Origin of the sequence: Photobacterium profundum (genome assembly GCF_003026285.1) — a bacterium.
In the GTDB taxonomy this organism is placed as follows: domain Bacteria; phylum Pseudomonadota; class Gammaproteobacteria; order Enterobacterales; family Vibrionaceae; genus Photobacterium; species Photobacterium profundum.
Window position 1 is genome coordinate 40,632 of sequence record NZ_PYOD01000021.1, and the last position, 25,483, is coordinate 66,114.

A 25,483-nucleotide genomic window follows, 5' to 3' on the forward strand; every position below is an offset into this window, starting at 1 on the left:
TTGTGGAATTAGACATTCTTTTTCAAGATGAATACTTAGTTGCGGTTAATAAGCCCTCTGGCATGTTGGTTCACCGCTCTTGGCTTGATCGCCATGAAACGGTATTTGTAATGCAAACATTACGTGACCAAATTGGTCAGCATGTATTTCCACTTCATCGGTTAGATCGCCCTACATCTGGGGTGTTATTATTTGGTTTATCGAGTGAAATTGCATCGCAAATGATGCCTGTATTTTCTGGACGAGATATTCATAAAACATATCACGCTGTTGTTCGTGGTTGGATCAAAGACGCTGCAGTACTTGATTACCCGTTGAAAAAAGAACTTGATAAAATAGCGGATAAAAACGCAGCAGAACAAGAAGCCCAAGATGCAGTAACAGCCTATAGTCCACTTGCTACCATAGAAACCAATATTCCAGTAGGTCGTTATGCAACTAGCCGTTATTGCTTAGTTGAAATGAAACCTGAAACGGGCCGTAAACACCAGTTGCGTCGCCATATGCATCATTTAAACCATCACATTATTGGTGACGTAAATCATGGTGATGGTCGCCACAATCGTATGTTCCGTGAAAATTATGATTGCCACCGTTTGATGTTGCATGCCTCTCGCTTGCAATTTGTTCATCCAATAACAAAGCAAGCGCTAGATATTCGTGCATCAATTGATGAAACATGGTTACGGGTGATGTCTAAATTTAATTGGTCTACTGAACTACTAAACTTAAAATAGTGACTAGAACGGTCAATCTTAGTGGCTAAATCATTACAGCACTTTTTTAATGAGGTAGCTCTCGTTGTCGAGTTATCTTATTTGCATCTTCGGATATAAAAAGCCAAATTCATTTTTGGACTCTCTGAAAATAAAGGCTAGGACGCTATGGCTAAAATTGGTGTATTTGTTGGTTCTGTATTTGGTGGCGCTGAAGATGTTGCCCAAGATGTAATTACCCAGTTAAGCAGTAATGGGCATACGGCTCAGCTGTATTTAGATCCTCAACTTGATGATTTTTTAGCATATCAAAATGACACCATTGTTGTTATTACCTCGACAACGGGGCAGGGTGAAGTGCCTGATAACCTTTTGCCACTATATGTTGCGCTGAATGATCAATTTCCATTGATGCCTAAGTTAAGTTATGGCGTGATTTCAATGGGGGATTCAAGTTATGGTGAAGACCGTTATTGTGGGGCGGGGCGTCAGTTTGATGAGATGCTGCAACAACTGCAGGCTAAGCCTGTTGCAGAACGATTAGATATTGATGCATGCGTTAACTTTGATGCATTAGAAGCGGCGCTTCCTTGGTTAAGTCGTTTTTTGAAGCAAATTGTTTAGATGATGATTTCTGCTCTTCAAGAAGAGAGCAGAAATCAATGATGTTTATTTTAATTTTTCTAAATCAGCTTCAATTTCTGATATTTTGTGGCTTACAACACGCTCTAAATGACGTAAGTCACCTAAAATTTTCTTCTTAATATCCACTTCTGTATGCTTTCTTTTAGTAATGATATCGAGCTCATCAATAATATGAGTCAGTGTTCGATTTATTTCAGTTATTTCTTTGTATTCACGGCTGCCGCTATTCACTAATACGGATTTACGCTGACGAGGAAATTTAAATTTCACACTTTTTGCAAATAACTCACCTTTATTTTTTGCAAAATAGACTTTTAGAATGTCATTGGCGGCTTCTTGGCGCAGGCTGTAACGTTCAATTTTTTCTGGTTGTTCTATACCAATACTGGTGAGGTGTGGATACATAAGGGCCTCTGCTTATATGTTCTGATATTTTACGAGCAATAAAAGAACTGTAGCAAGAACCTATCATAACGTCCTGATAGTCGAGCCAGAGTGTGGTGAAGATCGCGCATCCTTTAAGTAAAAAATATTTAGCGTAAAGAATGCGTATGAATAAGGTATTCGAGTGCATCAGGTATTTATACTCAAGCCTAATCTTGAGGGGTCAGCTTGATGATTAATGCCTCTTTCAATGCTTGTTGATGCTCTTCCGTTAACGGACTACCGTGCTCATTGACCAAAATAAAGAAATCTTCTGCTCGTTCACCAATGGTGGTGATTTTAGCGGCTTGCAGGCTGACTTTTTGTTTGGCAAAAACGGCACCAATTCGAGCAAGCAAACCAGGCGTGTCTAATGCAATAAGCTCCATTGTTGTTTTTTTCCCCGTTTTAGTTGGCAAAAAATCGACTTGGGTTTTAACGTTAAAGTGCATTAATTTACGTGGTGCGCGTTTATTTTTACGCTCTGATTTCATTTTTGTCAGTGCGTTAACAAGTGCACGTCGAATCGTATTGTGGCGATTTTCTGGTATGGCTTGTCCGCTTGGATCCAGCACCATAAATGTATCAAGCGTGTAACCGTCTTTACTGTTCATGATTTGGGCATCGTGAACACTGAGGTTTTTCTTATCCAGTTCTGATACCACAATTGCAAATAATTTGGCTTTGTCTTTATTATAAACAAAAACCTCCGTCCCCCCTCTTGTCGCTTTTTTACTCAACAGTATGAGAGGTTTATCATGATCATGCGTGAGTAGCGCTTCGGCATGCCAGGCTAATTGCTTGTGTGTATGACGCAAGAAATAATCAGCTTTAAAACGTTGCCATAGCACTTCTATTTCACGAGGTGCAAAGCCTTTTCCGCGCAAAATAGCAGAAGATAGCTGTTGGTTGTGGCGGATACGGTCACGTACATCAGGGGTATTTTCTAATCCACGGCGTAACGCTTTTTGTGTTGAGTAATAGAGCTCTGCGAGCAGAGTGCGCTTCCAGCTATTCCATAACTCTTGGTTTGTTGCGCAAATATCAGCCACGGTTAGGCAAACCAAATAATCGAGGCGTTCTTCATCACGCACTTCTTTGGCAAATTCAGCGACAACCTCTGGGTCATAGATGTCTCGACGCTGAGCGGTGACTGACATCAGCAGGTGCTTTTGAACCAACCAAGCGATGAGGTTAGCTTCTGGGCGTGATAAACCGTGCTGAATACAGAACTTATGCGCTTCGACTGCGCCAAGCTCTGAGTGATCCCCACCACGGCCTTTGGCTATATCATGGAAAATACCCGCAATGGTGAGTAACTCCTTTTTGATGATCCTAGGATAGACTTCACAGCAAATAGGGTGACGCTCTCGATTTTCTGGATCATTAAATTTATTGAGATTCTTGATAAGGCGAACGCTGTGTTCATCGACCGTGTATACATGGAACAAATCAAATTGCATCTGACCTACAATCTGACTCCATTGAGGTAAATATGCCGATAAAACGCCATGACGGTGCATTAAGCGAAATGCTTTTTGTAAAGTATTTGGCTGACGAACCAATTCCATGAATTTTTCACGGGCCTCGGGAATATCAACTAAAAATACGTTTAAACGTCGTCGAGCTGTACGTAGTTGGCGAAGTGTCGGAGCCGCTATACCGTCAATGTCACCGTTTTGTGCTATGTGCAAAAACATATCAAGGATCGTTTCCGGGCGGGCTTGGAATAATGCCGGTTTTGTTGCTTCAATTAAATGCCCGCGAATTTGAAAGTCATCACTAAGCTGTATTGTTTCAACTGTTTTGTCGTTATCGAGAATTGCTTGATCAAACAATTGAAGTAACATTTTATTGAGTTCAAGTACGCGACGTAATGTGCGATAAAACTCTTTCATCATCATTTCGACACCGCGATTGCCTTCTCCGGTGTAGCCTAAATTCTCAGCAACGGATGGTTGGTGTGAAAAAGTGAGGCGGTTATCGTAGCGGCGTAACTCAATGTGTAAGGCAAAACGAATGCGCCATAGTGAATCTTGGCATTCAACTAATTCACGGTATTCCGCATCAGTTAAAAAGCCAAATCGACTCATTTCTAACAAGCTGGTTGCCCCAAAATGACGGCGTGCAACCCAGCTTAAAGTATGAATATCTCGTAATCCGCCAGGGCTTGATTTGATATCAGGTTCTAGATTATATGTGGTGTCGTGATAACGAGCATGGCGTGTTTTTTGTTCTTCTAATTTAGCCCGATAAAAGTCTTCACTCGGCCAAAAGTTACCTGCATTGATACGTTCTTGTAGGCACTGAAATACATCGTTACTGCCACAGAGTATGCGTGCCTCGGTTAGGTTCGTAGCAACCGTTAAATCATCGCTGCCAATTTCAATACAGTCATCGATAGTCCGTACACTATGGCCGATCTCTAAACGCAGATCCCATAAGAAGGTTAAAAATTCACTGACGATTTTTCCTGTTTCATCGCTCAGTGGTTGAGCGCTTAAGATTAGAATATCGACATCTGATAATGGATGTAACTCACCCCGACCATACCCACCTACAGCGACTAATGCGATATTCGGATATTGATTTACGCCATAATGTTCCCACAGACGAATTAGTAATTTATCAATAAAAGTCGAGCGGGACAGTACCAAATCGGTTACTGGACGATGCTGGATAAATTGTTGTTTTTGCTGTTCAGCAAATTGTTCAAGCGCGTTACGCAAGTTTTCTTGGGTAATAGCTTCAACAGGAAGTGTTTGAGGGTTAGTTATCGTAGAGGTGTTAATCATCGCGGTCCATGCCCTGTGATGTAGTGCTTAGTCTTACTATAACTGGATCATAATAAATGGGTAGTGGTTATCGATAGATTGCTAACGGTTGGGGGAGAGTGTTAAGGGGGGAGTTCGTACTAAGGAAAAGTCGGCACATGGCCGACTTTTTCAATATTATGCTTTGATGATACGAGGTAGTGTTTCATCTTTTCGTAATGTAAGCACTTCACAACCAGTTTCAGTGACCAGTAGTGTATGTTCCCACTGTGCTGATTTTTTGCCATCAACAGTATATACAGTCCAACCATCATTATCGTCAGATACACAGCCAAATTTACCAGCATTGATCATCGGTTCGATAGTAAAACACATACCTGCTTTTAACACCGTACGGTCGTTGTTTTTGTAATGAACAACCTGAGGCTCTTCATGAAACTCGTTACCAATACCATGCCCACAGTAATCTTTAACAATAGAGAAGCGGCTGTTACCCGTTTTAATGAATTTCTGAATCGCAGTACCAATTTCACCTAGTTTAGTGCCAGGTTTTACCTTCTTGATTGCAAGGTAAAGGCTTTCTTGTGCAACACGGCATAGGCGTTTGTCATCCAGTGAAACTTCACCGATCTCAAACATCTTAGAGGTATCACCGTGGTAGCCATCTTTAATAACAGTAATGTCGATATTAAGGATGTCGCCATCTTTTAATACTGCTGGTTTGTTGTAAGAGCCATTAACGTCTTCATCTTTTTCAGCGGGAATGCCGTGGCAAACAACGTGATTTATAGATGTACAAACCGATTTAGGGAAACCGTGATAGTTGAGTGGCGCAGGAATTGCGTTCTGCTCTTTTGTGATGAAATCGTGACAGATTCGATCTATCTCTTCTGTCGTTACGCCCGCTTTTACATGGGGTTCAATCATCTCTAGCACATCAGCAGCCAAACGGCCGGCTACGCGCATTTTTTCTATTTCATCAGCCGTTTTGATCTTAATGCTCATACAATATTCTCTATATTTTACTGTTTGCTATTAATCATATGTTAACAGTGAGGAGGGGCGATGGAAACCAAGTTTAGATACATCAACTAAACTTAGTCTGGATTATTGCTATAAAGATATGGTATAAAACGCGCCGTAATTAGCTAATTTGGTTTCGACTCTATTAGTTAAATTACACACACTTTTATTAATCACTCACACATATCGACACATGCTCCGGGGTGCCCGCCATTTTTAATAAGCCCATTATGGACTTAGGTAAAATGGATAGAGGGTCGGTAGGATGGGATATGTGGACGCCTAACCCCATAGAGGAATTATTCAATGGCAACTGTATCAATGCGCGACATGCTTAAGGCTGGTGTACACTTTGGTCACCAAACTCGTTACTGGAACCCAAAAATGAAGCCATTCATTTTCGGTGCTCGTAACAAGGTACACATCATCAACCTTGAGAAAACTGTACCAATGTTCAACGAAGCACTAGCTGAAATCAACAAGATTGCAGCTCGTAAAGGTAAGGTGCTTTTCGTTGGTACTAAGCGTGCAGCCAGCGAATCTATCAAAGAATCAGCTATCAACTGTGATCAGTACTACGTAAACAACCGTTGGTTGGGTGGTATGCTGACTAACTGGAAAACTGTTCGTCAGTCAATCAAACGTCTGAAAGAGCTAGAAATTCAGTCAGCTGATGGTACGTTCGAAAAGCTAACTAAGAAAGAAGCGCTAATGCGTACTCGTGAAATGGAGAAACTTGAAAAGTCTCTAGGTGGTATCAAGAACATGGGCGGTCTTCCTGACGCAATGTTCGTAATTGATGCTGATCACGAACACATCGCTATTAAAGAAGCTAACAACCTGGGTATCCCTGTATTCTCTGTTGTAGATACTAACTCAAACCCAGACGGCGTTGACTTCGTTATCCCTGGTAACGATGATGCAATCCGTTCAATTCAGCTTTACACTGGTGCTGTAGCACAAACTGTAACTGAAGCTCGTAACCAAGATATCGTTGTTCAAGCTGAACAAGATGGTTTCGTAGCAGAAGCTTAATAGCCGCTCTTTTGAGTTTCTTAGCTTACCTAATGTAAACTAAGAATGGTTAACAGGGGCCCATTTCGGCCCCTGATTTTTATATCAAGAATTCAAACCGAGGATATGACAATGGCAACAGTTACAGCTGCCCTAGTTAAAGAACTGCGTGAGCGTACAGCTGCAGGCATGATGGATTGTAAAAAAGCACTTGTTGAAGCAGATGGCGACATCGAGCTAGCAATTGATAACATGCGTAAGAGCGGTGCTGCTAAGGCTGCTAAAAAGTCAGGTAACATCGCAGCTGAAGGCACAATTATCATCAAAGAAGTTGATGGCGTTGCTGCAATTCTAGAAGTTAACTGTCAAACAGATTTCGTTGCTAAAGATGCTAGCTTCCTTGCGTTTGCTAATGAAGTAGCAGATGCAGCTCTTGCAGGTCGTGTTGAAGTTGCTGAACTTCAAACTACTTTCGAAGAGAAGCGTATTGCTCTAGTAACTAAAATCGGTGAAAACATCAGCATTCGTCGTGTTGAGTTCATCGAAGGCGCACAAATTGGTTCTTACCGTCACGGCGACCGTATTGGTGTTGTTGTTGCATCTGATGCAGACCAAGAAACAGTTAAGCAAGTAGCTATGCATGTTGCTGCATCTAAGCCTGAGTTCGTAACTCCTGAAGATGTACCTGCAGAAGTTGTTGCTAAAGAAAAGCAAATCCAGATCGATATCGCTATCCAATCTGGTAAGCCAGCTGAAATCGCAGAGAAAATGGTTGTTGGCCGCATGAAGAAATTCACCGGCGAAGTTTCTCTAACTGGTCAAGCATTCATCATGGACCCAGCACAAACTGTTGGTCAAATGTTGAAAGCTAAAGGTGCTACAGTAACAAACTTCATCCGTTTTGAAGTTGGTGAAGGCATCGAGAAAGCACAAGAAATGAGCTTCGCAGAAGAAGTTGCAGCTGTTCAGAAGGGTTAATCCTTTACAGCAAAAAGAACTCTAAAGACCGTAGCCAAGGCTGCGGTCTTTTTACAACTCCATATCTCTTTAGTTTAGTTAGCCTGGAAGGTAATACTTATGACCACAAACCCTAAACCAATTTATCAACGAATTTTACTTAAACTAAGTGGTGAAGCACTACAGGGATCAGAAGGTTTCGGTATTGATGCAAAAGTTCTTGACCGTATGGCACAAGAAGTTAAGGAACTCGTTGAACTGGGTGTACAGGTTGGCCTTGTTATCGGTGGCGGTAATTTGTTCCGTGGCGCTGGTTTAGCTGAAGCGGGTATGAATCGAGTTGTGGGCGACCACATGGGTATGCTAGCAACTGTAATGAATGGTTTGGCAATGCGAGATTCATTACACCGTGCCTATGTGAACGCTCGAGTGATGTCTGCAATTCCACTAAATGGTGTATGTGACAGTTACAACTGGGCTGAAGCTATTAGCCAACTTCGCCAAGGTCGCGTTGTGATCTTCGCTGCTGGTACTGGTAATCCGTTCTTTACTACTGATTCAGCAGCATGCCTTCGTGGCATCGAAATTGAAGCTGACGTAGTATTGAAAGCAACGAAAGTTGACGGAGTTTACACTGATGATCCAGTTAAAAACCCAGATGCAGTTCTTTGTGATAAGCTTGGTTTCCAAGATGTTCTTGAAAAAGAGCTTAAAGTGATGGACTTAGCTGCATTTACGCTTGCTCGTGACCATAAAATGCCAATTCGTGTTTTTAACATGACTAAACCTGGCTCTCTTCGTCGCGTAGTAATGGGTGAGCAAGAAGGCACTTTGATCTCTTAATAGTTAATGTGAAAGTATGAGCCTTCACGTTGGTGAAGCTTTAAAACATGTTGGCTATAAAAACGACTAATTCAGGATGGGGGCTTTTGAGGCCTCCGCCGTGACTAAATAACCTGACCATTATCAAGCAGGGGTACTAAATCGTGATTAATGAAATTCAAAATGATGCGCAAGAGCGTATGGGAAAAAGCGTTGACGCGCTAAAAAACCAACTTGTTAAGATCCGTACTGGTCGTGCGCATCCAAGTCTACTTGATACCATTTACGTAGAATACTACGGTGCGAATACACCACTTAAGCAGCTTGCAAATGTTGTTGCTGAAGACTCACGTACGTTGGCGATTACGGTTTTTGACCGAGAGCTAACGCCAAAAATCGAAAAAGCTATCATGATGTCAGATCTGGGGTTAAACCCAATGTCTGCAGGTACCGTAATTCGTGTACCATTGCCTCCGTTAACGGAAGAGCGTCGTCGTGATCTTGTGAAGATTGTACGTAAAGAAGCAGAGCAAGGCCGTGTGGCTATTCGTAACATCCGTCGTGATGCGAATGCAGATTTAAAAGCATTGCTAAAAGACAAAGAAATATCTGAAGATGATGATCGTCGTGCACAAGATGAAATTCAGAAATTGACAGATATTGCTGTTAAGAATATTGAAGCTGTTCTTGAAGTTAAAGAAAAAGAGCTAATGGAAGTTTAAGGCACTTGTCTTTTCAATATAATTTAGCTTTATGATATTTGAAGCGCTGTGCGTACAGCACAGCGTTTTTTTTTGAGGGAGAAACATGGCAGAGCGTACTATCGAAACTGAACTTTCTGCTGAATGTTTACCGAAGCATGTTGCCGTCATTATGGATGGGAATGGTCGGTGGGCGAAGGCAAAAGGAAAGGCTCGAGTATTTGGCCATAAGGCTGGCGTTGAAGCCGTGCGTAAAAGTGTCTCGACGGCTAACCGTCTTGGCGTTAAGGTTTTGACATTGTTTGCTTTTAGTAGCGAAAACTGGCGTCGCCCTGAAGACGAAGTTTCATTATTGATGGAACTGTTTATGACTGTACTGACTCGTGAAGTTAAACGTCTTCATAAAAACAATATCCAGTTACGTATTATCGGTGACAAAAGTGGCTTTAGTGAGCGACTTCAACGAAAAATAGCAACCTCGGAAGCGTTAACGGCTAACAATACTGGTTTAGTCTTGAATATTGCAGCCAATTACGGTGGGCAATGGGATATCTTGCAAGCAACGAAAAAATTGGCCGTTCAAATTGCTGAACAAGGTTTAACTGCTTCAGATATCACTGAGGATATGTTGTCTGCAGGCATGTCGACTGCTGATTTACCAGATGTGGATTTAATGATCCGTACGAGTGGTGAATGCCGTATTAGTAATTTCATGTTGTGGCAGGCAGCTTATGCCGAATTATACTTTACAGAGCAGCACTGGCCTGATTTTGATGAAGAAAGCTTTGCTAACGCTATAGCATGGTATATTAACCGCGAACGCCGCTTTGGTTGTACGGGTGAACAGATTAAAGCTTTAATACAAGAATAAATATTATTCAAATGATGCGTTTTTAATAAAACGCATTGATTATTATCATGAAAATATAATCGTGATGTTCTATCTGAATAATGAAAATAAATAACAAACGAGAGGACGCCGCTTGTTAAAGCAACGAATTATTACTGCACTAATCCTCGCGCCTTTAGTGATTGCTGGGATATTTTTACTACCATTTTCTTTTTTCGTCGTTGCTCTTGCCGCGATTACGTTGATTGGTTTCTGGGAATGGACACAGTTTGTTGATGCTAAATCGCGAATTGTGGCTATGATCGTACCTGTGATGACCCTAGGCTTAAGCTTAGTAGTAATACCTTCCGATGTAACTGCATTATCAACACTGACCGAATCACACCATGGCATATTGTTTGTTGGTGGAATTTGGTGGTTAATTGCATCTACTTTAGCAATAACATACCCATCCAGCGTAAAACTTTGGTCTACATCTTCTTCGCTAAAATACTTCTTTGGGTTACTTACGCTCATCCCATTTTTTTGGAGTATCTTAATGCTCCGAGCTGTTAACTATGTAGAGAATCCATACCATGGTGCAAAACTCGTGTTATTGGTTTGCTTTCTGGTGTGGTCAGCAGACACTGGCGCGTACTTCTCTGGTAAACGTTTTGGTAAAACTAAAATGGCACCTGCGGTTAGCCCGAATAAAACTATCGAAGGTTTAGTCGGCGGGGCATTGTTAGCGATCCTTATCACATGGGGTGGAGCTACTTTGATGGATATTCCATTTACGAGCTTAAGCAATCTTTTCATCATTGCTATTATTACAGTGATTGCATCTGTTTTGGGTGATTTGGTTGAAAGTATGTTCAAGCGTGTTTCCGGCATCAAAGATAGCGGTAATATTTTACCTGGTCACGGTGGTATCCTTGACCGTATTGACAGTTTAACGGCTGCCCTTCCTGTTTTTGCGTTACTGTACCTTTGGGTACTGTAAGCAACATCATATAGCGGGCAGCGATTCTTAAGCTGCCCTTCATAGCTGAATTAAGTGATTTTATGCGTAAGTTAACGATTCTTGGTGCTACTGGCTCTATTGGAAGTAGTACATTGGCTGTTGCAGCACAGAACCCACAATTGTTTGAGGTTGTTGCTTTAGCTGCCGGTACGAATAGTCAGAAAATGCTCGAGTTATGCCGTATTTGGAAACCAAAATACGCGGCCATGGCATCTTTACAGGCAGCGAAGGAATTGTCGGCATTACTGAAAAAGCATGAAATTAGTACCCAAGTTCTGGCTGGTGACGCTGGACTCTGCCAAGTCGCTGCACTTGATGAGATTGATACTGTCATGGCCGCAATTGTTGGGGCTGCAGGTTTATTACCGACAATGGCTGGTGTGAAAGCGGGTAAACGAATTTTATTAGCAAACAAAGAAGCATTAGTGATGTCTGGTCAGATGTTTATTGATGCGTGTGAGCAATATGGTGCAGAGCTACTACCTGTTGATAGTGAACATAATGCTATCTTCCAATGTTTACCTGCTGAGATTCAACGAGCAATGGGGCGTTGTGATCTAGAAGAACACGGTATTAGTAAAATCTTGTTAACGGGCTCTGGTGGGCCATTTAGGTATACTGATATATCTGAATTGGCATCGGTTACGCCGCAGATGGCAATCGCACATCCTAATTGGTCTATGGGACCTAAAATCTCAGTTGACTCCGCAACTATGATGAACAAAGGGCTTGAATATATTGAGGCTCGGTGGTTATTCAATGCGTCTAGAGAGCAGCTGCAAGTGATTATTCACCCACAGTCCGTTATTCACTCCATGGTGCAATACAAAGATGGTTCAGTATTGGCGCAAATGGGCTTACCCGACATGCAAACGCCAATTGCGTGTGCAATGTCCTACCCAAATAGAGTGGATGCGGGTGTTGCACCATTAGATTTTAGTAATATTGGCGAATTTACTTTCTTGCCGCCAGACTACTCGCGCTATCCTTGTCTGAAACTTGCTATTGATGCATGTTATGAAGGTCAAGCCGCTACAACGGCATTGAATGCTGCGAACGAAATAGCGGTTGCGGCGTTTTTAAATAATGAAATCGGTTTTACCGATATTGCTGTAATAAATGAGCAAATTCTTAATTCTGCCGATATGACGACACCAGTAGATTTAGAAAGTGTGATTGAGTTAGATATGCGGGCTCGTATTTTGACTCACAACATAATTCGTAAGGTAGCATGAATATGATGAGTATTTTATGGAATCTAGGGTCATTTATACTGGCTTTAGGGATTCTAATTGCAGCACATGAATTCGGTCACTTTTGGGTCGCACGACGTTGCGGTGTCTATGTTGAACGTTTTTCCATCGGTTTTGGTAAGTCGTTATGGCGTAAAGTCGGTAAAGATGGCACAGAATATACTCTGGCTATGATTCCACTTGGTGGTTACGTTAAAATGCTCGATGAGCGTGTTGATGACGTACCAGCTGATAAAAAACATATGGCTTTCAATAATAAACCACTATGGCAACGTAGTGCGATTGTTGCTGCCGGACCAATGGCGAACTTTATGTTTGCTATCTTTGCTTATTGGGTCGTTTATCTGATTGGAATTCCTGCAGTTCGTCCCATAATTGGTGAAGTCGCTCCGCAATCGATAGCGGCGGAAGCAGGAATTAGCTCTGGAATGGAACTAAAATCTATTTCAGGAATCAAAACCGCTGATTGGGAATCCGCTAATATGGCGATGATTTCTCATATTGGTGATAAAGAAATGGTTATTACAGTCACTGAACCTAATAATGATTATGAGGTTCAGCGCACTTTAAACCTAAGTTCTTGGTCATTTGACCCTGAAAGCGAACGTGTTCTAACAACTCTTGGTATTACACCCTATTCACCGTCAATAACCCTTTCCATCTCACAACTTGTTGACGGTGGAGCAGCAATTGATGCTGGATTCAGGTTAAATGATAAAATTGTGGCGATCGATAATACCCCGATCACCCAATGGAAAGAGGTTGTTGATGCTGTTCGATCGCACCCTGAACAAGCACTGTTGTTTGAATTAGAGCGTGAAGGGCAGCGTGTTTCGGTGACTTTGACACCGAAATCAAAAAAATTAGCGAATGATGAGTTAATTGGCTACGCAGGTTTTGCGCCAGAAGTGGAAGCTTGGCCCGAGTCATACCGTATTAACCTTCAGTTTGGTCCTATAGAAGCAGTAGGAAAAGCAACAGAAAAAACATGGCAGTTGGTGACGTTGACCTTTGACATGGTGACAAAGTTGGTAACTGGTGATGTGGCGCTTAAAAATCTAAGTGGCCCAATATCCATAGCGAAAGGGGCTGGAATGACCGCCGATTACGGTTTGGTGTATTTCCTTGGATTTTTAGCTCTGATTAGTGTGAACTTAGGGATAGTTAACTTGTTACCGCTTCCGGTACTTGATGGTGGACATTTAATGTATTTTGCCATTGAAGCTGTAACCCGTCGTCCCGTTTCTGAGCGTGTCCAGGATCTTGGCTATAGAGTGGGATCAGCCATTTTGGTTGCATTAATGGCCGTAGCGCTATTCAATGATTTTACCCGCCTTTAATAAGTGCGTTTTTTAGCAAGGAATAATTAGAACAGTAATGGCGATAAAAAAACTGTTGATCGCATCACTCTTACTCGGTAGCAGTGTTGCGCAGAGCGCGGAACAATTTGTAGTTGATGATATTCGTTTTGAAGGGCTTCAACGTGTCACTATGGGGGCTGCATTGTTAAAAATGCCAGTACGTGTAGGCGATAATGTTGATGACCGTGATGTGGCGGAAATTATTCAGGCTCTTTTTGCTTCCGGTAACTTCGAAGATATTAAAGTATTTCGTGATGGTGATGCACTGGTTGTCAAAGTGCTTGAGCGTCCGACAATTGCCAATATAACATTTTCGGGAAACAAGGCGATCAAGGAAGAGCAACTTACTGATAATCTAGATTCATCGAATCTTCGTATTGGTGAAGCACTTGATCGTACGACACTCAGTAAAATAGAAAAAGGGTTAGAAGACTTTTACTATAGTGTCGGTAAATATAACGCCAGCGTACAAGCTGTTGTTACGCCATTGCCTCGAAATCGAGCGGATCTTAAATTTGTTTTCACTGAAGGTGTATCGGCAAAAATTCAGCAGATCAACTTCATTGGTAATGACGTTTTTACTGATGCAGAGCTGAGCAGTAAATTTAACTTGAAGGCTGATATTCCATGGTGGAATTTCCTTGCTGATGAAAAATATCAAAAGCAAGTGCTCGCAGGTGATTTAGAAATATTACGCTCGCAATACTTGAATAATGGTTACTTGAAATACAAGTTAGACTCTACTCAAGTCTCAATCTCTCCAGATAAAAAAGGTGTGTATATCACGCTTAAAATTGATGAGGGCGAGCAGTATCAAGTGAAAGATGTAACGTTCCGTGGCGATTTGTCGAAAGATAATAATGACCTAAACGAGCTTGTTACGATCAACACTGGTGATACCTATAACGGTGCACAAGTGACGGCACTTGAAGAAGCCGTTAAGCGAACATTAGGTGAGTCTGGGTATGCGTACCCGCAGGTAACGACTATTCCTGATTTTGATGACGATAATAATGAAGTCTCATTGCTTGTAAACGTTGAATCTGGCAAGCGTATTTATGTACGTAATATCCAGTTCTCAGGTAACACATCAACAAAAGATGAAGTGTTGCGTCGAGAGATGCGTCAAATGGAAGGCAGCTGGCTGAACTCTAAATCGGTTGAAAGCGGTAAGAGCCGTTTGAATCGAACTGGCTTTTTTGAAACCGTCGATGTACAAACCGTTCGTGTACCGGGTTCTGATGATGAAGTCGATATCAAATATGTCGTGAAAGAGGCTAATGCTGGTAGCATTAACTTCGGTGTTGGTTATGGTACTGAGTCAGGTATCAGCTTCCAGGCGGGTATACAGCAAGATAACTTCTTAGGTACAGGTAATCGTTTTGGCATCAATGCGATGATGAACGACTACCAAAAAAATGTAAGTTTAGAATACCGTGACCCTTACTTTACGATCGATGGTATTAGCTTAGGTGGTAAAATTTACTACAACGAGTTTGAAGCATCGGATGCAAACATTTCGGACTATACCAACCAAAGTTATGGTACAAGTTTGACATGGGGCTTCCCGTTTGATGAATTAAACTTCTTCGAATTTGGCCTAGGTTACGATCATAACAAGATTTCGAATACCCAAGAATATTACCAAATTGAAAAATTCAAAAAGATTCATGGCTTCGATCGAGGTCAAAATGTGATTGAATTAGATGACTTTGATTGGTCGGTTTCATGGACTCGTAATAACTTGAACCGTGGTTATTTCCCTACAGCGGGTAATCACCAACGTGCATCGTTCCGTATGACAATTCCGGGTTCTGATGCTCAGTACTTCAAAACGCAGTACGATGTTCGCCAATACTTCCCATTAAACGACGGGCATGATTTTAGCTTATTGCTTCGTGGTCGTTTAGGTTACGGTAATGGTTATGGCACAACCGACAATGGTAGTGATCAATTACTGCCATTCTACGAAAACTTCTACGCGGGTGGTTTCACTACGTTACGTGGTTTCCGTTCTAACACTGTTGGTCCTAAAGCTGTTTATGTTGGTGGTTGTAGTTCAGGTAGCTCAATTGGTGGTAATAACAATTGTGCAACAGGTACTGACGATGCTGCTGGTGGTAACGCCGTTGCATTAGCAAGTATGGAGCTTATTGTTCCAACTCCGTTTGCATCAGATGAAATTCGTAATCAGATCCGTACTAGTCTATTTATTGATGCAGGTACAGTGTGGGATACGGAATATGATTTGAAAGATACTGACGGTAAATATCTTGAAGATTATTCCGACATGGGATTAATTCGTGCGTCATACGGTGCTGCTTTACAGTGGATGTCACCGATGGGCCCATTGGTATTCTCGATTGCTCGTCCGATCAAGAAATACGACGGTGATGATGAAGAATTCTTCACATTCACTATTGGACGAACATTCTAATTTTTTGAGGAGAAGTCTTTTGAAACAGTGGATTAAAGCAGCAAGTTTAAGTTTAGTTATTTTATCATCTTCAATGTATGCGCAAGCAGCTGAAGCTGCACAAAAAGTGGGCTATGTTGCAACGGGTCAAGCAATGGCTCAGTTAGCTAAGCGTTACAATGTGTCTGAAAAGCTACGTAAAGAGTTCAAAGATCGCATTGATGAGCTTCGCGGCATTGAAAATAGAATGAAAACAAAGGTCGAGAAAATGAAGCGTGATGGTGAGTTAATGAGCTCAACTGATCGTACTAAGATTCAGCGTGAATTAGCATCTCTTGATTCTACGTACAAGCTAAAGGCTAAAGCACTTCAAGAAGACCAGCGTCGTCGTGGTCAAGAAGAAGAACAGAAATTAGTGATGAAAATTCGTACAGCAATCCAAACTGTAGCGAAGAAAGAAGGCTATGATATCGTGGTTGATGCACAAGCTGTATTGTTTGCAGATCCTAAAGATGACTTATCTAATAAAGTTATCACTGCAGTAAAATAAAGTGATTATTCTCTTAACGCTATTTTGCTCAACGGCAAGATAGCGTTGAGCTGAGCAGTTATAAAAGAATAAGGTTAACAATGGCACGTATTACTCTTGCTGAAATAGCAGATAAATTGGGTGCGGAACTTCGTGGAGATGGTTCTGTAGAAATTCAATCAATTGCTGGCATGGAAAAAGCGGCTGAAGGGCAAATTACCTTCTTGTCTGCAAGTAAGTACCGTAAACATTTAGCAGAATGTCAGGCGTCGGCAGTTATGCTGAAAGAGGCCGATTTACCGTTTTTTGATGGGAATGCACTGGTACTGAAGGACCCGTATTTAGGGTACGCACTTCTTGCTCAATTATTGGATACGACACCTAAATCTGCTTCAAATATTGCGTCATCTGCATATATTGCTGATGATGCAATAATCGGTGAAGGTGCTGCTATTGGTCATAATGCGGTTATTGAATCAGGCGCTCAAATAGGCGCCAATGTACAAATAGGTGCTGGCACCTTTATTGGACAGCATGCAGTTATTGGTGCAGGCAGTAAAATTTGGGCGAATGTATCTATTTACCACAGTGTGACATTAGGGGTGAATTGCTTAGTACAATCAGGTGCCGTAATTGGTTCTGATGGCTTTGGTTATGCTAATGATCGTGGTAAGTGGGTTAAAATTCCACAATTAGGTTCGGTACATGTTGGTAATAATGTAGAAATTGGAGCATGTACTACGATTGATCGTGGCGCACTTGATGATACCATTATTGCCGATGGTGTTATTATTGATAACCACTGCCAAATTGCCCATAACGTAACGATCGGTGAAAATACTGCGATTGCCGGTGCAACAACGATGGCTGGTAGCTTAAAGATTGGTAAGCACTGCTTTATTGGTGGTGCGACAGTAATTAATGGTCATATGGAAATTACTGATGGTGTTACGATTACCGGTATGGGAATGGTAATGCGTCCTATCACCGAGCCTGGTGTATACTCATCAGGAATACCATTGCAGACTAATCGCGAATGGCGCAAAACAGCGGCTCGAGTTATGAAAATTGAAGAGATGAATAAACGTCTTAAATCAGTTGAAAAAAAGCTGAATGAGAGCAACTAATTAATCTTCAATAGAGTTCGTTGAACTGGCCTGCGCATGCGTAGGCCATTTTGCGTTTAATATATATGATTTTAAAATTATTTTTATAGGTGCCAGTTGCCTATTTCGAACAGGAATGTAGTTTTGACAAGCGAAAAGAAAACGTTAAATATCACTGAAATTCAGGCGCTTTTACCGCACCGTTACCCGTTTTTAATGATTGATCGTGTAACGAATTACGAAGAAGGCCAAACGTTAACAGCGTATAAGAATGTCTCAATCAACGAGCCTTTATTTACTGGCCACTTCCCTAAGATGCCTATTTTTCCTGGCGTGATGATTCTTGAAGCAATGGCTCAAGCTACTGGATTATTGGCTTTTAAAAGCTTTGGTGCTCCTTCTGAAAATGAACTGTATTACTTTGCAAGCATTGATAAAGCGAAGTTCCGTAAACCTGTTGTCCCTGGCGATCAGCTTGTTTTAGAGGTTGAGTTTATAAAAGAGCGCCGTGGCATTGCTCTATTTAATGGCACCGCAAAAGTTGACGGTGAAGTTGTTTGCTCTGCTGAGCTTAAATGCGCAAGACGAGAATTCTAATGATCCATGAAACAGCAAAAATCCATCCGTCGGCTGTAATCGAAGATGGTGTTAAAATTGGTGCGAATGTTACCGTTGGCCCATTTACTTACATTGGTGCAGATGTTGAAATCGGTGATGGCACAGAAGTGATGTCACACGTTGTGATCAAAGGCCCTACGATTATTGGTCAAGATAACCGTATTTTCCCATTCGCAGTGATTGGCGAAGAGTGCCAAGATAAGAAATATAGCGGTGAAGCCACACGTCTTGTGGTCGGTGATCGCAATGTGATTCGTGAAAGCGTCCAACTTCACCGTGGTACCACGCAAGATAAAGGCGTCACAACTGTTGGTAATGACAACCTATTGTGTGTTAATGCACACGTTGCTCATGATGTTGTGATTGGCGATCATACACATATTGGTAATAATTCAATCCTTGGCGGGCATGTCACAGTTGGTGATCACGCTGGTGTGATGGCGCTATCTGCAATCCATCCATTTTGTACTGTTGGTGCTTATAGCTATGTTGGTGGTTGTTCGGCAGTTGTGCAAGATGTACCCCCATATGTCTTAGCGCAAGGTAACCATGCTACACCTTTTGGTTTGAACTTGGTTGGCCTTCAACGCAATGGCTTCGAAAAGCCAGAACTTCATGCTCTGCGTCGTGCATATAAAGAAATTTACCGTTCAGGAAAAACATTGGCAGAAGTGAAGCCAGTATTAGCTGAAATGGCTGAAGAGTGGCCATCTGTTGGTTTACTATGTGATGCTCTGAATAACACAGAACGCGGTATTATTCGCTAATGACGAAGCCACTGCGAATAGGAATTGTCGCTGGGGAAATCTCCGGCGATATTTTAGGTGCTGGCTTTATTCGTGCGATTAAAGCCCAATACCCTGATGCTGAATTTGTTGGTGTCGCAGGTCCACGTATGGAAGCAGAAGGCTGTGAAGCGCTGTTTGATATGGAAGAGCTTGCGGTGATGGGCATTGTGGAAGTATTAGGGCGTTTGCCTCGCTTGCTCAAAGTTAAAGCTGAGTTAGTGACATACTTTACTGAAAACCCACCGGATGTATTTGTTGGTATCGATGCGCCTGATTTTAATCTACGCCTAGAGCTAGATTTAAAGCTACATGGTATTAAGACAGTTCATTACGTGAGTCCATCGGTATGGGCGTGGCGCCAAAAGCGGATTTTCAAAATAGAGGCAGCAACTAACTTAGTATTGGCTTTCTTACCTTTTGAAAAAGCGTTTTACGATAAGTTTAATGTGCCGTGTGAGTTCGTTGGGCATACAATGGCTGATGCTATCCCTCTTAAAACCGATCAGGCTGCAGCACAAGCTTTACTAAACCTTGATGGCAGTAAGCGCTGGCTCGCGGTATTACCCGGTAGCCGTGGCAGTGAGATGGGGATGTTGGCCGCTCCTTTCATTGAAACCTGTAAATTGCTTAAGCAAAAACACCCTGATCTTGGCTTTGTTGTTGCATTAGTCAATGACAAACGTCGTGAACAATTTGAACAGTCATGGCAAGAAACGGCTCCAGAACTCGATTTTGTACTGGTAAATGATACTGCACGTAATGTGATGACAGCTTCAGATGCGGTGTTATTGGCATCAGGCACTGTCGCATTAGAGTGCATGCTTGTTGGTCGTCCTATGGTGGTGGGTTACAAAGTAAAGCCTTTGACCGCATGGATAATAAGACGTTTGGTTAAAACAAAATATGTGTCTTTGGCAAATATTTTAGCTGACAAACCCTTGGTGACCGAATTACTGCAAGAAGATTGCGTGCCTGAAAAATTAAGTGCCGAAGTCGATCGAATTTTGAGTTCTGATAATACTGAATTATTGAGTGAATTTTCTCGTATGCATCAGTCAATAAAGTGCGATGCAGATAATCGAGCCGCTCACGCAGTTTTATCATTAATCAACAAAGCTTGAGCAAATAATAATGACGAAAGATTTTGAACCATTTGTATACCCGAAAGCAAATTTGATTGCAGGTGTTGATGAAGTTGGACGCGGTCCATTGGTTGGTGCTGTTGTGACTGCTGCTGTTATTTTAGACCCTAATAATCCAATAGTGGGATTAACAGATTCTAAAAAGCTGAGCGAAAAGAAGCGCAATGTGTTATTTGATGAAATTAAAGAAAAAGCATTAGCCTGGTCGCTGGGTCGTTGTGAGCCAGAGGAAATTGATGAGCTTAATATTTTACAAGCCACAATGGTTGCTATGCAGCGTGCTGTCGCGGACTTAAACATTCAGCCTGACTTTGTATTGATTGATGGCAATAAAATCCCTCAGTTACCAATGGCAGCGCAAGCGGTAGTAAAAGGTGATTTACGTGTGGCGGAAATTAGTGCCGCCTCGATCATTGCAAAAGTAACACGAGATCGTGAAATGGAAGTGCTTGATGCTCAGTTCCCACAATACGGTTTTGCTAAACATAAAGGTTACCCAACCAAAGCGCACTTTGAAGCGTTAGAATTACATGGTGCAATTGAGCAGCATCGTAAAAGCTTTAAGCCGGTAAAACGCATTTTGGGTATAGAGTAACTGAGCCATTTGGGGTCTTAATAGCCTTGTTGCTGTTAAGAGATATACGGTGATAATAAATGCTTTACGCTATAATTATCACTTCAAATTAGAACGCAATAAATCTGGTTGTCATGGCTGATCCTCGCTTTATTCATCTTCATACTCATAGTGACTTTTCAATGGTTGATGGCTTATCAAAAGTCTCACCGTTAGTTAAAAAAGTGGCTGAAATTGGTATGCCTGCAATGGCATTAACCGACTTTACTAACCTGTGTGGTTTAGTGAAATTCTATTTTGCAGCACATGGTGCTGGAATGAAGCCGATCATCGGCGCTGATTTTAAAGTACATTCAGAAGAGCTTGATAATGAGCTTGCTGATCTCACTATTTTGGCAGCAGACAACGACGGCTATCAAAATTTAACCATGTTGATTTCGAAAGCGTATTTGCGTGGTCACGTTCAGCATCAGCCCGTTATCGATAAAGAGTGGTTAGCGCAATATAGCAAAGGGCTAATTTTACTGTCGGGTCGTTGTGGCGATGTTGGTAAAGCCTTGCTAAAAGGTAATAAATCGCTGGTCAATCGCTGTGTTGAGTTCTATCAAACCCATTTTGAAGATAGCTTTTATTTAGAATTAGTCCGAACAGGGCGCCCTGATGAAGATGCATTCATTCACTTTGCAGTTGAACTTGCTGCAAATGAAGATCTGCCGGTTGTTGCAACCAATGATGTGCGCTTTATCTCTGCTGAACAATTTGATGCGCACGAAATCCGCGTGTCAATTCATGACGGTTACACCATTGTTGATCCTAATCGACCAAAATTATACAGCCCACAACAGTATTTACGTACTGAAGAGGAAATGTGTGAGTTATTTTCAGATATTCCAGAAGCGTTGGCAAACAGTGTTGAAATTGCGAAGCGTTGTAATGTAACGGTTCGTCTTGGGGAATACTTCCTGCCTAATTTCCCTACCGGGGATTTAAGTACTGAAGACTTTTTAGTTGTTAAGTCTCGCGAAGGTTTAGAGCGACGTTTAGCATTCCTTTTTCCGGATGAAGCAGTACGTGTCGAAAAGCGACCTGAGTATGATGAGCGTCTTGAGATCGAACTTGAAGTAATTAATCAAATGGGGTTTCCCGGCTATTTCTTGATCGTAATGGAGTTTATCCAGTGGTCAAAAGATAATGATGTGCCGGTTGGTCCTGGCCGTGGTTCAGGTGCGGGTTCATTGGTGGCTTACGCACTCGACATTACCGATCTTGATCCGTTGGAATTTGACTTACTCTTCGAACGTTTCTTGAATCCAGAACGTGTATCGATGCCCGATTTCGATATCGATTTCTGTATGGATAAGCGTGATTTGGTTATTGATCACGTTGCCGAAATGTATGGTCGTGATGCGGTATCTCAGATCATTACGTTTGGCACAATGGCTGCGAAAGCGGTAATTCGAGATGTAGGGCGGGTACTCGGTCACCCGTATGGTTTTGTTGATCGTCTTTCTAAAATGATCCCGGCAGAGCCCGGTATGACATTGGCTAAAGCCTTTGAGGCAGAACCGCAACTTGGGGATGCATACAATGCCGATGAAGAAGTAAAAGCCTTAATTGATATGTGTCGTATCCTTGAGGGGGTAACGCGTAATGCGGGCAAGCATGCGGGGGGGGTTGTTATTTCACCAACGACCATCACTGATTTCTCACCACTGTATTGTGATGCAGAAGGTGCTAACCCTGTTACCCAGTTTGATAAAAATGATGTTGAAACTGCAGGCTTGGTGAAGTTTGACTTCTTGGGTTTACGAACATTAACCATCATTGACTGGGCGTTAGCTCTTATCAACCCTCGTCGAGAGGCTGAAGGCAAAGAGCCGATCAATATTGCTTCGATTCCTATGGCGGATAAAAAGTCATTTGACATGTTGCAGCGCTCAGAATCAACGGCAGTGTTTCAGTTAGAATCGCGAGGAATGAAGGATCTGATCAAACGCCTTCAACCTGATAGTTTTGAAGACATGATCGCACTGGTAGCATTGTTCCGTCCTGGTCCTTTGCAATCCGGCATGGTAGATAACTTTATCGACCGTAAGCATGGTCGAGAAGAAGTGTCATACCCCGATGCCACTTGGCAGCATGAATCGTTGAAAGAGATTCTCGAACCTACTTACGGCATTATCTTGTATCAAGAACAAGTTATGCAGATTGCACAGGTACTGTCTGGTTACACCTTGGGTGGGGCCGATATGTTACGTCGTGCGATGGGTAAGAAAAAACCTGAAGAAATGGCCAAGCAGCGCACCACCTTTGAAGAAGGTGCGGTTAATAACGGGGTCGATGGCGAACTTGCCATGAAGATCTTTGACTTAGTAGAAAAGTTTGCGGGTTACGGTTTTAACAAATCCCACTCTGCTGCTTATGCTTTAGTGTCGTACCAAACCCTGTATTTGAAAGCGCATTACCCTGCGGAGTTCATGGCTGCGGTAATGACTGCAGATATGGATAACACCGATAAAATCATTGGTTTGGTTGATGAATGTTTACGCATGAAGATACCTTTGCTGCCGCCAGATGTGAATAAAGGGCTTTATCGATTTAATGTTGATGAGCAAGGCGCAATTGTTTACGGTATTGGTGCAGTCAAAGGTGTGGGTGAAGGCCCGATAGAAAACCTGATTGAAGCTCGTGAAAAAGGGGGACACTTTAAAGATTTATTCGATTTCTGTGCGCGTATTGATACTAAAAAAGTTAATAAGCGTGTTCTTGAAAAATTGATTAAATCGGGTGCGATGGATCGCTTAGGCCCTAACCGTGCCACTATGATGGCGACGTTGAACGATGCCATTAAAGCGGCTGGACAGCATCATCAAGCAGAAGCCTTTGGTCAGGCAGACATGTTTGGTGTATTGACTGCAGCTCCTGAAGAGGTCGAGCAAGCTTATGCCAATATTCCAGAGTGGCCAGATAAAATTTGGTTGGAAGGTGAACGTGAAACTTTGGGGCTGTACTTAACTGGTCACCCGATAAATGCCTACATTTCAGAGTTAAAGCATTACACTACTTGGCGCCTAAAAGATGCTAACCCAACAGGACGTGATAAAGTCGCGTCTGTTGCTGGTTTAGTGATTGCAGCACGCGTTATGACAACAAAGCGTGGAACACGTATTGGTTTAATGACACTAGATGATCGTTCAGGTCGTATGGAAGTCATGTTATTCTCTGATGCGCTAGAACGTTACCTTGATTTGCTTGAAAAAGACAAAATAGTGGTTGTTTCTGGACAGGTCAGCTTTGATGATTTCAATGGTGGCCTTAAAATGTCAGCCAGAGAAGTACTGGATATCTCTGAGGCAAGAGAAAAACACCTTAGAGGACTTGCTATCTCGGTAACAGAACAGCAAGTTGATGAACAGTTTTTTGCACGCTTCAGCCAAGTGCTGGAGCCTCACAGAGCAGGTACAGTACCTGTTAATGTGTATTATCAGCGCTCGAATGCACGTGCCAAACTCACTTTAGGAACAGAATGGCGTATTACGCCGTCGGATCAGTTAATTCTCGATCTCAAGTTGCTATTAGGTGAGAAGCAAGTCGAGCTTGAATTTAATTAATTTAGTTTATCCGTCGTCTACATCATTTTATGGTGCATTAAACAAGCTATTGTAGAGTGTAAGGCGACGATAATAGACAAAGGATTTAAAGTTGTATGAGCCTGAACTTCCTTGAGTTTGAACAACCAATTGCAGAGTTGGAAGCCAAAATTGAAGCACTTCGCGATGTTTCTCGTCGTGATGAATCGGCGTCGGTTGATTTAGACAAAGAAATCGAACAACTAGAAAAGAAAAGTCTTGAGTTAACTAAAAAAATCTTTAGTGACTTAGGGGCATGGCAAGTGGCGCAATTAGCGCGTCATCCTGAGCGCCCATATGTTTTTGACTATGTTGAGCATATCTTCACTGAGTTTGATGAATTAGCGGGCGATCGTGCATTTGCTGATGATAAAGCGTTAGTGGGGGGGATTGCACGCCTTGATGGTCGTCCTGTTATGGTTATTGGTCATCAAAAAGGACGTGGTACGAAAGAAAAAGTACTGCGTAATTTTGGTATGCCAAAACCAGAAGGTTACCGTAAAGCATTACGTTTAATGAAAATGGCTGAGCGTTTTAAAATGCCAATCATTACTTTTATCGATACTGCGGGTGCATACCCTGGTGTTGGTGCCGAAGAACGTGGTCAATCGGAAGCGATTGCAACTAACTTGAAAGCAATGGCGGGCCTAACAGTGCCGATTATTTGTAATGTTGTTGGCGAAGGCGGTTCTGGTGGCGCATTAGCGATTGGCGTAGGTGACTACGTTAATATGCTTCAGTATTCTACATACTCTGTTATTTCTCCTGAAGGTTGTGCATCAATCTTATGGCGAGATTCAAATAAAGCGCCTCAGGCAGCTGAGGCGATGGGACTGACGGCAGGTCGTCTTAAAGAACTTGAGCTTATCGATAGCATAATTGAAGAACCTCTTGGTGGTGCACACCGTGATCTAGAGGCTATTTCAGCATCGTTAAAAGCAACGTTAGTTGCTAACTTAGCTGAACTTGAATCTTTAGATACCGACGAGTTGCTTGAGCGTCGTTACCAACGCTTGATGAGCTATGGCTACTGCTAAGCTGAGTTAGTCAAAATAAGAGCACATTGAAGCGAGTCAATTCTAAGTAAAGAGTTGGTTCGCTTTTTTTTGACGACTAAAAAGTATTATACTGCGACATTA

22 protein-coding genes are annotated in these 25,483 nt (G+C 42.1%); 19 read left to right on the plus strand and 3 right to left on the minus strand.

Annotated features, from left to right (window positions below):
• Positions 1-2 precede the first annotated feature (2 nt).
• Positions 3-737, plus strand: a complete 735-nt coding sequence (gene truC / locus C9J48_RS24965) for a tRNA pseudouridine(65) synthase TruC (protein ID WP_006232659.1) — start codon at positions 3-5, stop codon at positions 735-737.
• Between the two features lie 147 nt (positions 738-884).
• The gene (locus C9J48_RS24970; protein WP_006232660.1) at positions 885-1,340 is read left to right on the plus strand and encodes a flavodoxin; all 456 of its coding nucleotides are present in this window, start codon (positions 885-887) and stop codon (positions 1,338-1,340) included.
• A 45-nt stretch (positions 1,341-1,385) separates the two neighbouring features.
• Here the strand turns inward: C9J48_RS24970 and C9J48_RS24975 are convergent, their stop codons facing one another.
• The 3 genes from C9J48_RS24975 to map form a co-directional block, all read right to left on the minus strand.
• Positions 1,386-1,766 carry a DUF3461 family protein gene (locus C9J48_RS24975; protein ID WP_006232661.1) on the minus strand — a complete coding sequence of 127 codons (381 nt, stop codon included), beginning with the start codon at positions 1,764-1,766 and terminating at the stop codon, positions 1,386-1,388.
• A 188-nt stretch (positions 1,767-1,954) separates the two neighbouring features.
• Positions 1,955-4,579, minus strand: a complete 2,625-nt coding sequence (gene glnD, locus C9J48_RS24980) for a bifunctional uridylyltransferase/uridylyl-removing protein GlnD (RefSeq protein WP_006232662.1) — start codon at positions 4,577-4,579, stop codon at positions 1,955-1,957.
• Positions 4,580-4,735: 156 nt separating this feature from the next.
• A complete protein-coding gene (gene map, locus C9J48_RS24985; protein ID WP_006232663.1) occupies positions 4,736-5,563 on the minus strand; it encodes a type I methionyl aminopeptidase in 828 nt (275 codons plus the stop codon).
• Between the two features lie 324 nt (positions 5,564-5,887).
• Here map and rpsB point away from each other — a divergent pair, with 324 nt between their 5' ends.
• From rpsB to accA, 17 genes are all read left to right on the plus strand, one after another.
• Entirely contained in the window at positions 5,888-6,616 is a 729-nt protein-coding gene (gene rpsB / locus C9J48_RS24990; protein ID WP_006232664.1) for a 30S ribosomal protein S2, read from the plus strand.
• Positions 6,617-6,727: 111 nt separating this feature from the next.
• A complete protein-coding gene (tsf, locus tag C9J48_RS24995) occupies positions 6,728-7,573 on the plus strand; it encodes a translation elongation factor Ts (protein ID WP_006232665.1) in 846 nt (281 codons plus the stop codon).
• A 99-nt stretch (positions 7,574-7,672) separates the two neighbouring features.
• On the plus strand, positions 7,673-8,395 hold the full coding sequence (gene pyrH, locus C9J48_RS25000) for a UMP kinase (RefSeq protein WP_006232666.1): 723 nt from the start codon (positions 7,673-7,675) through the stop codon (positions 8,393-8,395).
• A gap of 143 nt (positions 8,396-8,538) precedes the next feature.
• Complete coding sequence (gene frr, locus C9J48_RS25005) at positions 8,539-9,096, plus strand: ribosome recycling factor (RefSeq protein ID WP_006232667.1); 558 nt, start codon at positions 8,539-8,541, stop codon at positions 9,094-9,096.
• An 85-nt stretch (positions 9,097-9,181) separates the two neighbouring features.
• Entirely contained in the window at positions 9,182-9,946 is a 765-nt protein-coding gene (gene uppS, locus C9J48_RS25010) for an undecaprenyl pyrophosphate synthase (RefSeq protein WP_006232668.1), read from the plus strand.
• 112 nt (positions 9,947-10,058) lie between these two features.
• Positions 10,059-10,907 carry a phosphatidate cytidylyltransferase gene (locus C9J48_RS25015; RefSeq protein WP_006232669.1) on the plus strand — a complete coding sequence of 283 codons (849 nt, stop codon included), beginning with the start codon at positions 10,059-10,061 and terminating at the stop codon, positions 10,905-10,907.
• 62 nt (positions 10,908-10,969) lie between these two features.
• The gene (gene ispC, locus C9J48_RS25020) at positions 10,970-12,163 is read left to right on the plus strand and encodes a 1-deoxy-D-xylulose-5-phosphate reductoisomerase (protein WP_006232670.1); all 1,194 of its coding nucleotides are present in this window, start codon (positions 10,970-10,972) and stop codon (positions 12,161-12,163) included.
• A gap of 2 nt (positions 12,164-12,165) precedes the next feature.
• On the plus strand, positions 12,166-13,521 hold the full coding sequence (rseP, locus tag C9J48_RS25025) for a sigma E protease regulator RseP (RefSeq protein ID WP_006232671.1): 1,356 nt from the start codon (positions 12,166-12,168) through the stop codon (positions 13,519-13,521).
• Positions 13,522-13,558: 37 nt separating this feature from the next.
• Complete coding sequence (bamA, locus tag C9J48_RS25030; protein ID WP_006232672.1) at positions 13,559-15,979, plus strand: outer membrane protein assembly factor BamA; 2,421 nt, start codon at positions 13,559-13,561, stop codon at positions 15,977-15,979.
• Positions 15,980-15,998: 19 nt separating this feature from the next.
• A complete protein-coding gene (locus C9J48_RS25035; protein ID WP_006232673.1) occupies positions 15,999-16,508 on the plus strand; it encodes an OmpH family outer membrane protein in 510 nt (169 codons plus the stop codon).
• An 80-nt stretch (positions 16,509-16,588) separates the two neighbouring features.
• Positions 16,589-17,614 carry a UDP-3-O-(3-hydroxymyristoyl)glucosamine N-acyltransferase gene (lpxD, locus tag C9J48_RS25040; protein ID WP_006232674.1) on the plus strand — a complete coding sequence of 342 codons (1,026 nt, stop codon included), beginning with the start codon at positions 16,589-16,591 and terminating at the stop codon, positions 17,612-17,614.
• Positions 17,615-17,737: 123 nt separating this feature from the next.
• Positions 17,738-18,190: a 3-hydroxyacyl-ACP dehydratase FabZ gene (fabZ, locus tag C9J48_RS25045; RefSeq protein ID WP_006232675.1), complete on the plus strand. Its 453-nt coding sequence runs from the start codon at positions 17,738-17,740 to the stop codon at positions 18,188-18,190.
• Positions 18,190-18,978: an acyl-ACP--UDP-N-acetylglucosamine O-acyltransferase gene (gene lpxA, locus C9J48_RS25050; protein ID WP_006232676.1), complete on the plus strand. Its 789-nt coding sequence runs from the start codon at positions 18,190-18,192 to the stop codon at positions 18,976-18,978. Before fabZ ends, lpxA begins: the two co-directional genes overlap by 1 nt.
• Positions 18,978-20,120, plus strand: a complete 1,143-nt coding sequence (gene lpxB / locus C9J48_RS25055) for a lipid-A-disaccharide synthase (RefSeq protein WP_006232677.1) — start codon at positions 18,978-18,980, stop codon at positions 20,118-20,120. Before lpxA ends, lpxB begins: the two co-directional genes overlap by 1 nt.
• 10 nt (positions 20,121-20,130) lie before the next feature.
• On the plus strand, positions 20,131-20,736 hold the full coding sequence (gene rnhB / locus C9J48_RS25060) for a ribonuclease HII (RefSeq protein WP_006232678.1): 606 nt from the start codon (positions 20,131-20,133) through the stop codon (positions 20,734-20,736).
• A gap of 113 nt (positions 20,737-20,849) precedes the next feature.
• Positions 20,850-24,326 carry a DNA polymerase III subunit alpha gene (gene dnaE, locus C9J48_RS25065; protein WP_006232679.1) on the plus strand — a complete coding sequence of 1,159 codons (3,477 nt, stop codon included), beginning with the start codon at positions 20,850-20,852 and terminating at the stop codon, positions 24,324-24,326.
• Positions 24,327-24,421: 95 nt separating this feature from the next.
• Positions 24,422-25,381: an acetyl-CoA carboxylase carboxyl transferase subunit alpha gene (accA, locus tag C9J48_RS25070; protein ID WP_006232680.1), complete on the plus strand. Its 960-nt coding sequence runs from the start codon at positions 24,422-24,424 to the stop codon at positions 25,379-25,381.
• Positions 25,382-25,483: the final 102 nt, after the last annotated feature.

What these genes read in the sequence shown, in the direction of transcription:
- C9J48_RS24970 (WP_006232660.1), top strand. Translation starts at nt 885, where the DNA reads ATGGCTAAAATTGGTGTATTTGTTGGTTCTGTATTTGGTGGCGCTGAA.
- C9J48_RS24975 (WP_006232661.1), bottom strand. Translation starts at nt 1,766, where the DNA reads ATGTATCCACACCTCACCAGTATTGGTATAGAACAACCAGAAAAAATT.
- glnD (WP_006232662.1), bottom strand. Translation starts at nt 4,579, where the DNA reads ATGATTAACACCTCTACGATAACTAACCCTCAAACACTTCCTGTTGAA.
- map (WP_006232663.1), bottom strand. Translation starts at nt 5,563, where the DNA reads ATGAGCATTAAGATCAAAACGGCTGATGAAATAGAAAAAATGCGCGTA.
- rpsB (WP_006232664.1), top strand. Translation starts at nt 5,888, where the DNA reads ATGGCAACTGTATCAATGCGCGACATGCTTAAGGCTGGTGTACACTTT.
- tsf (WP_006232665.1), top strand. Translation starts at nt 6,728, where the DNA reads ATGGCAACAGTTACAGCTGCCCTAGTTAAAGAACTGCGTGAGCGTACA.
- pyrH (WP_006232666.1), top strand. Translation starts at nt 7,673, where the DNA reads ATGACCACAAACCCTAAACCAATTTATCAACGAATTTTACTTAAACTA.
- uppS (WP_006232668.1), top strand. Translation starts at nt 9,182, where the DNA reads ATGGCAGAGCGTACTATCGAAACTGAACTTTCTGCTGAATGTTTACCG.
- ispC (WP_006232670.1), top strand. Translation starts at nt 10,970, where the DNA reads ATGCGTAAGTTAACGATTCTTGGTGCTACTGGCTCTATTGGAAGTAGT.
- rseP (WP_006232671.1), top strand. Translation starts at nt 12,166, where the DNA reads ATGATGAGTATTTTATGGAATCTAGGGTCATTTATACTGGCTTTAGGG.
- bamA (WP_006232672.1), top strand. Translation starts at nt 13,559, where the DNA reads ATGGCGATAAAAAAACTGTTGATCGCATCACTCTTACTCGGTAGCAGT.
- lpxD (WP_006232674.1), top strand. Translation starts at nt 16,589, where the DNA reads ATGGCACGTATTACTCTTGCTGAAATAGCAGATAAATTGGGTGCGGAA.
- lpxA (WP_006232676.1), top strand. Translation starts at nt 18,190, where the DNA reads ATGATCCATGAAACAGCAAAAATCCATCCGTCGGCTGTAATCGAAGAT.
- lpxB (WP_006232677.1), top strand. Translation starts at nt 18,978, where the DNA reads ATGACGAAGCCACTGCGAATAGGAATTGTCGCTGGGGAAATCTCCGGC.
- rnhB (WP_006232678.1), top strand. Translation starts at nt 20,131, where the DNA reads ATGACGAAAGATTTTGAACCATTTGTATACCCGAAAGCAAATTTGATT.
- dnaE (WP_006232679.1), top strand. Translation starts at nt 20,850, where the DNA reads ATGGCTGATCCTCGCTTTATTCATCTTCATACTCATAGTGACTTTTCA.
- accA (WP_006232680.1), top strand. Translation starts at nt 24,422, where the DNA reads ATGAGCCTGAACTTCCTTGAGTTTGAACAACCAATTGCAGAGTTGGAA.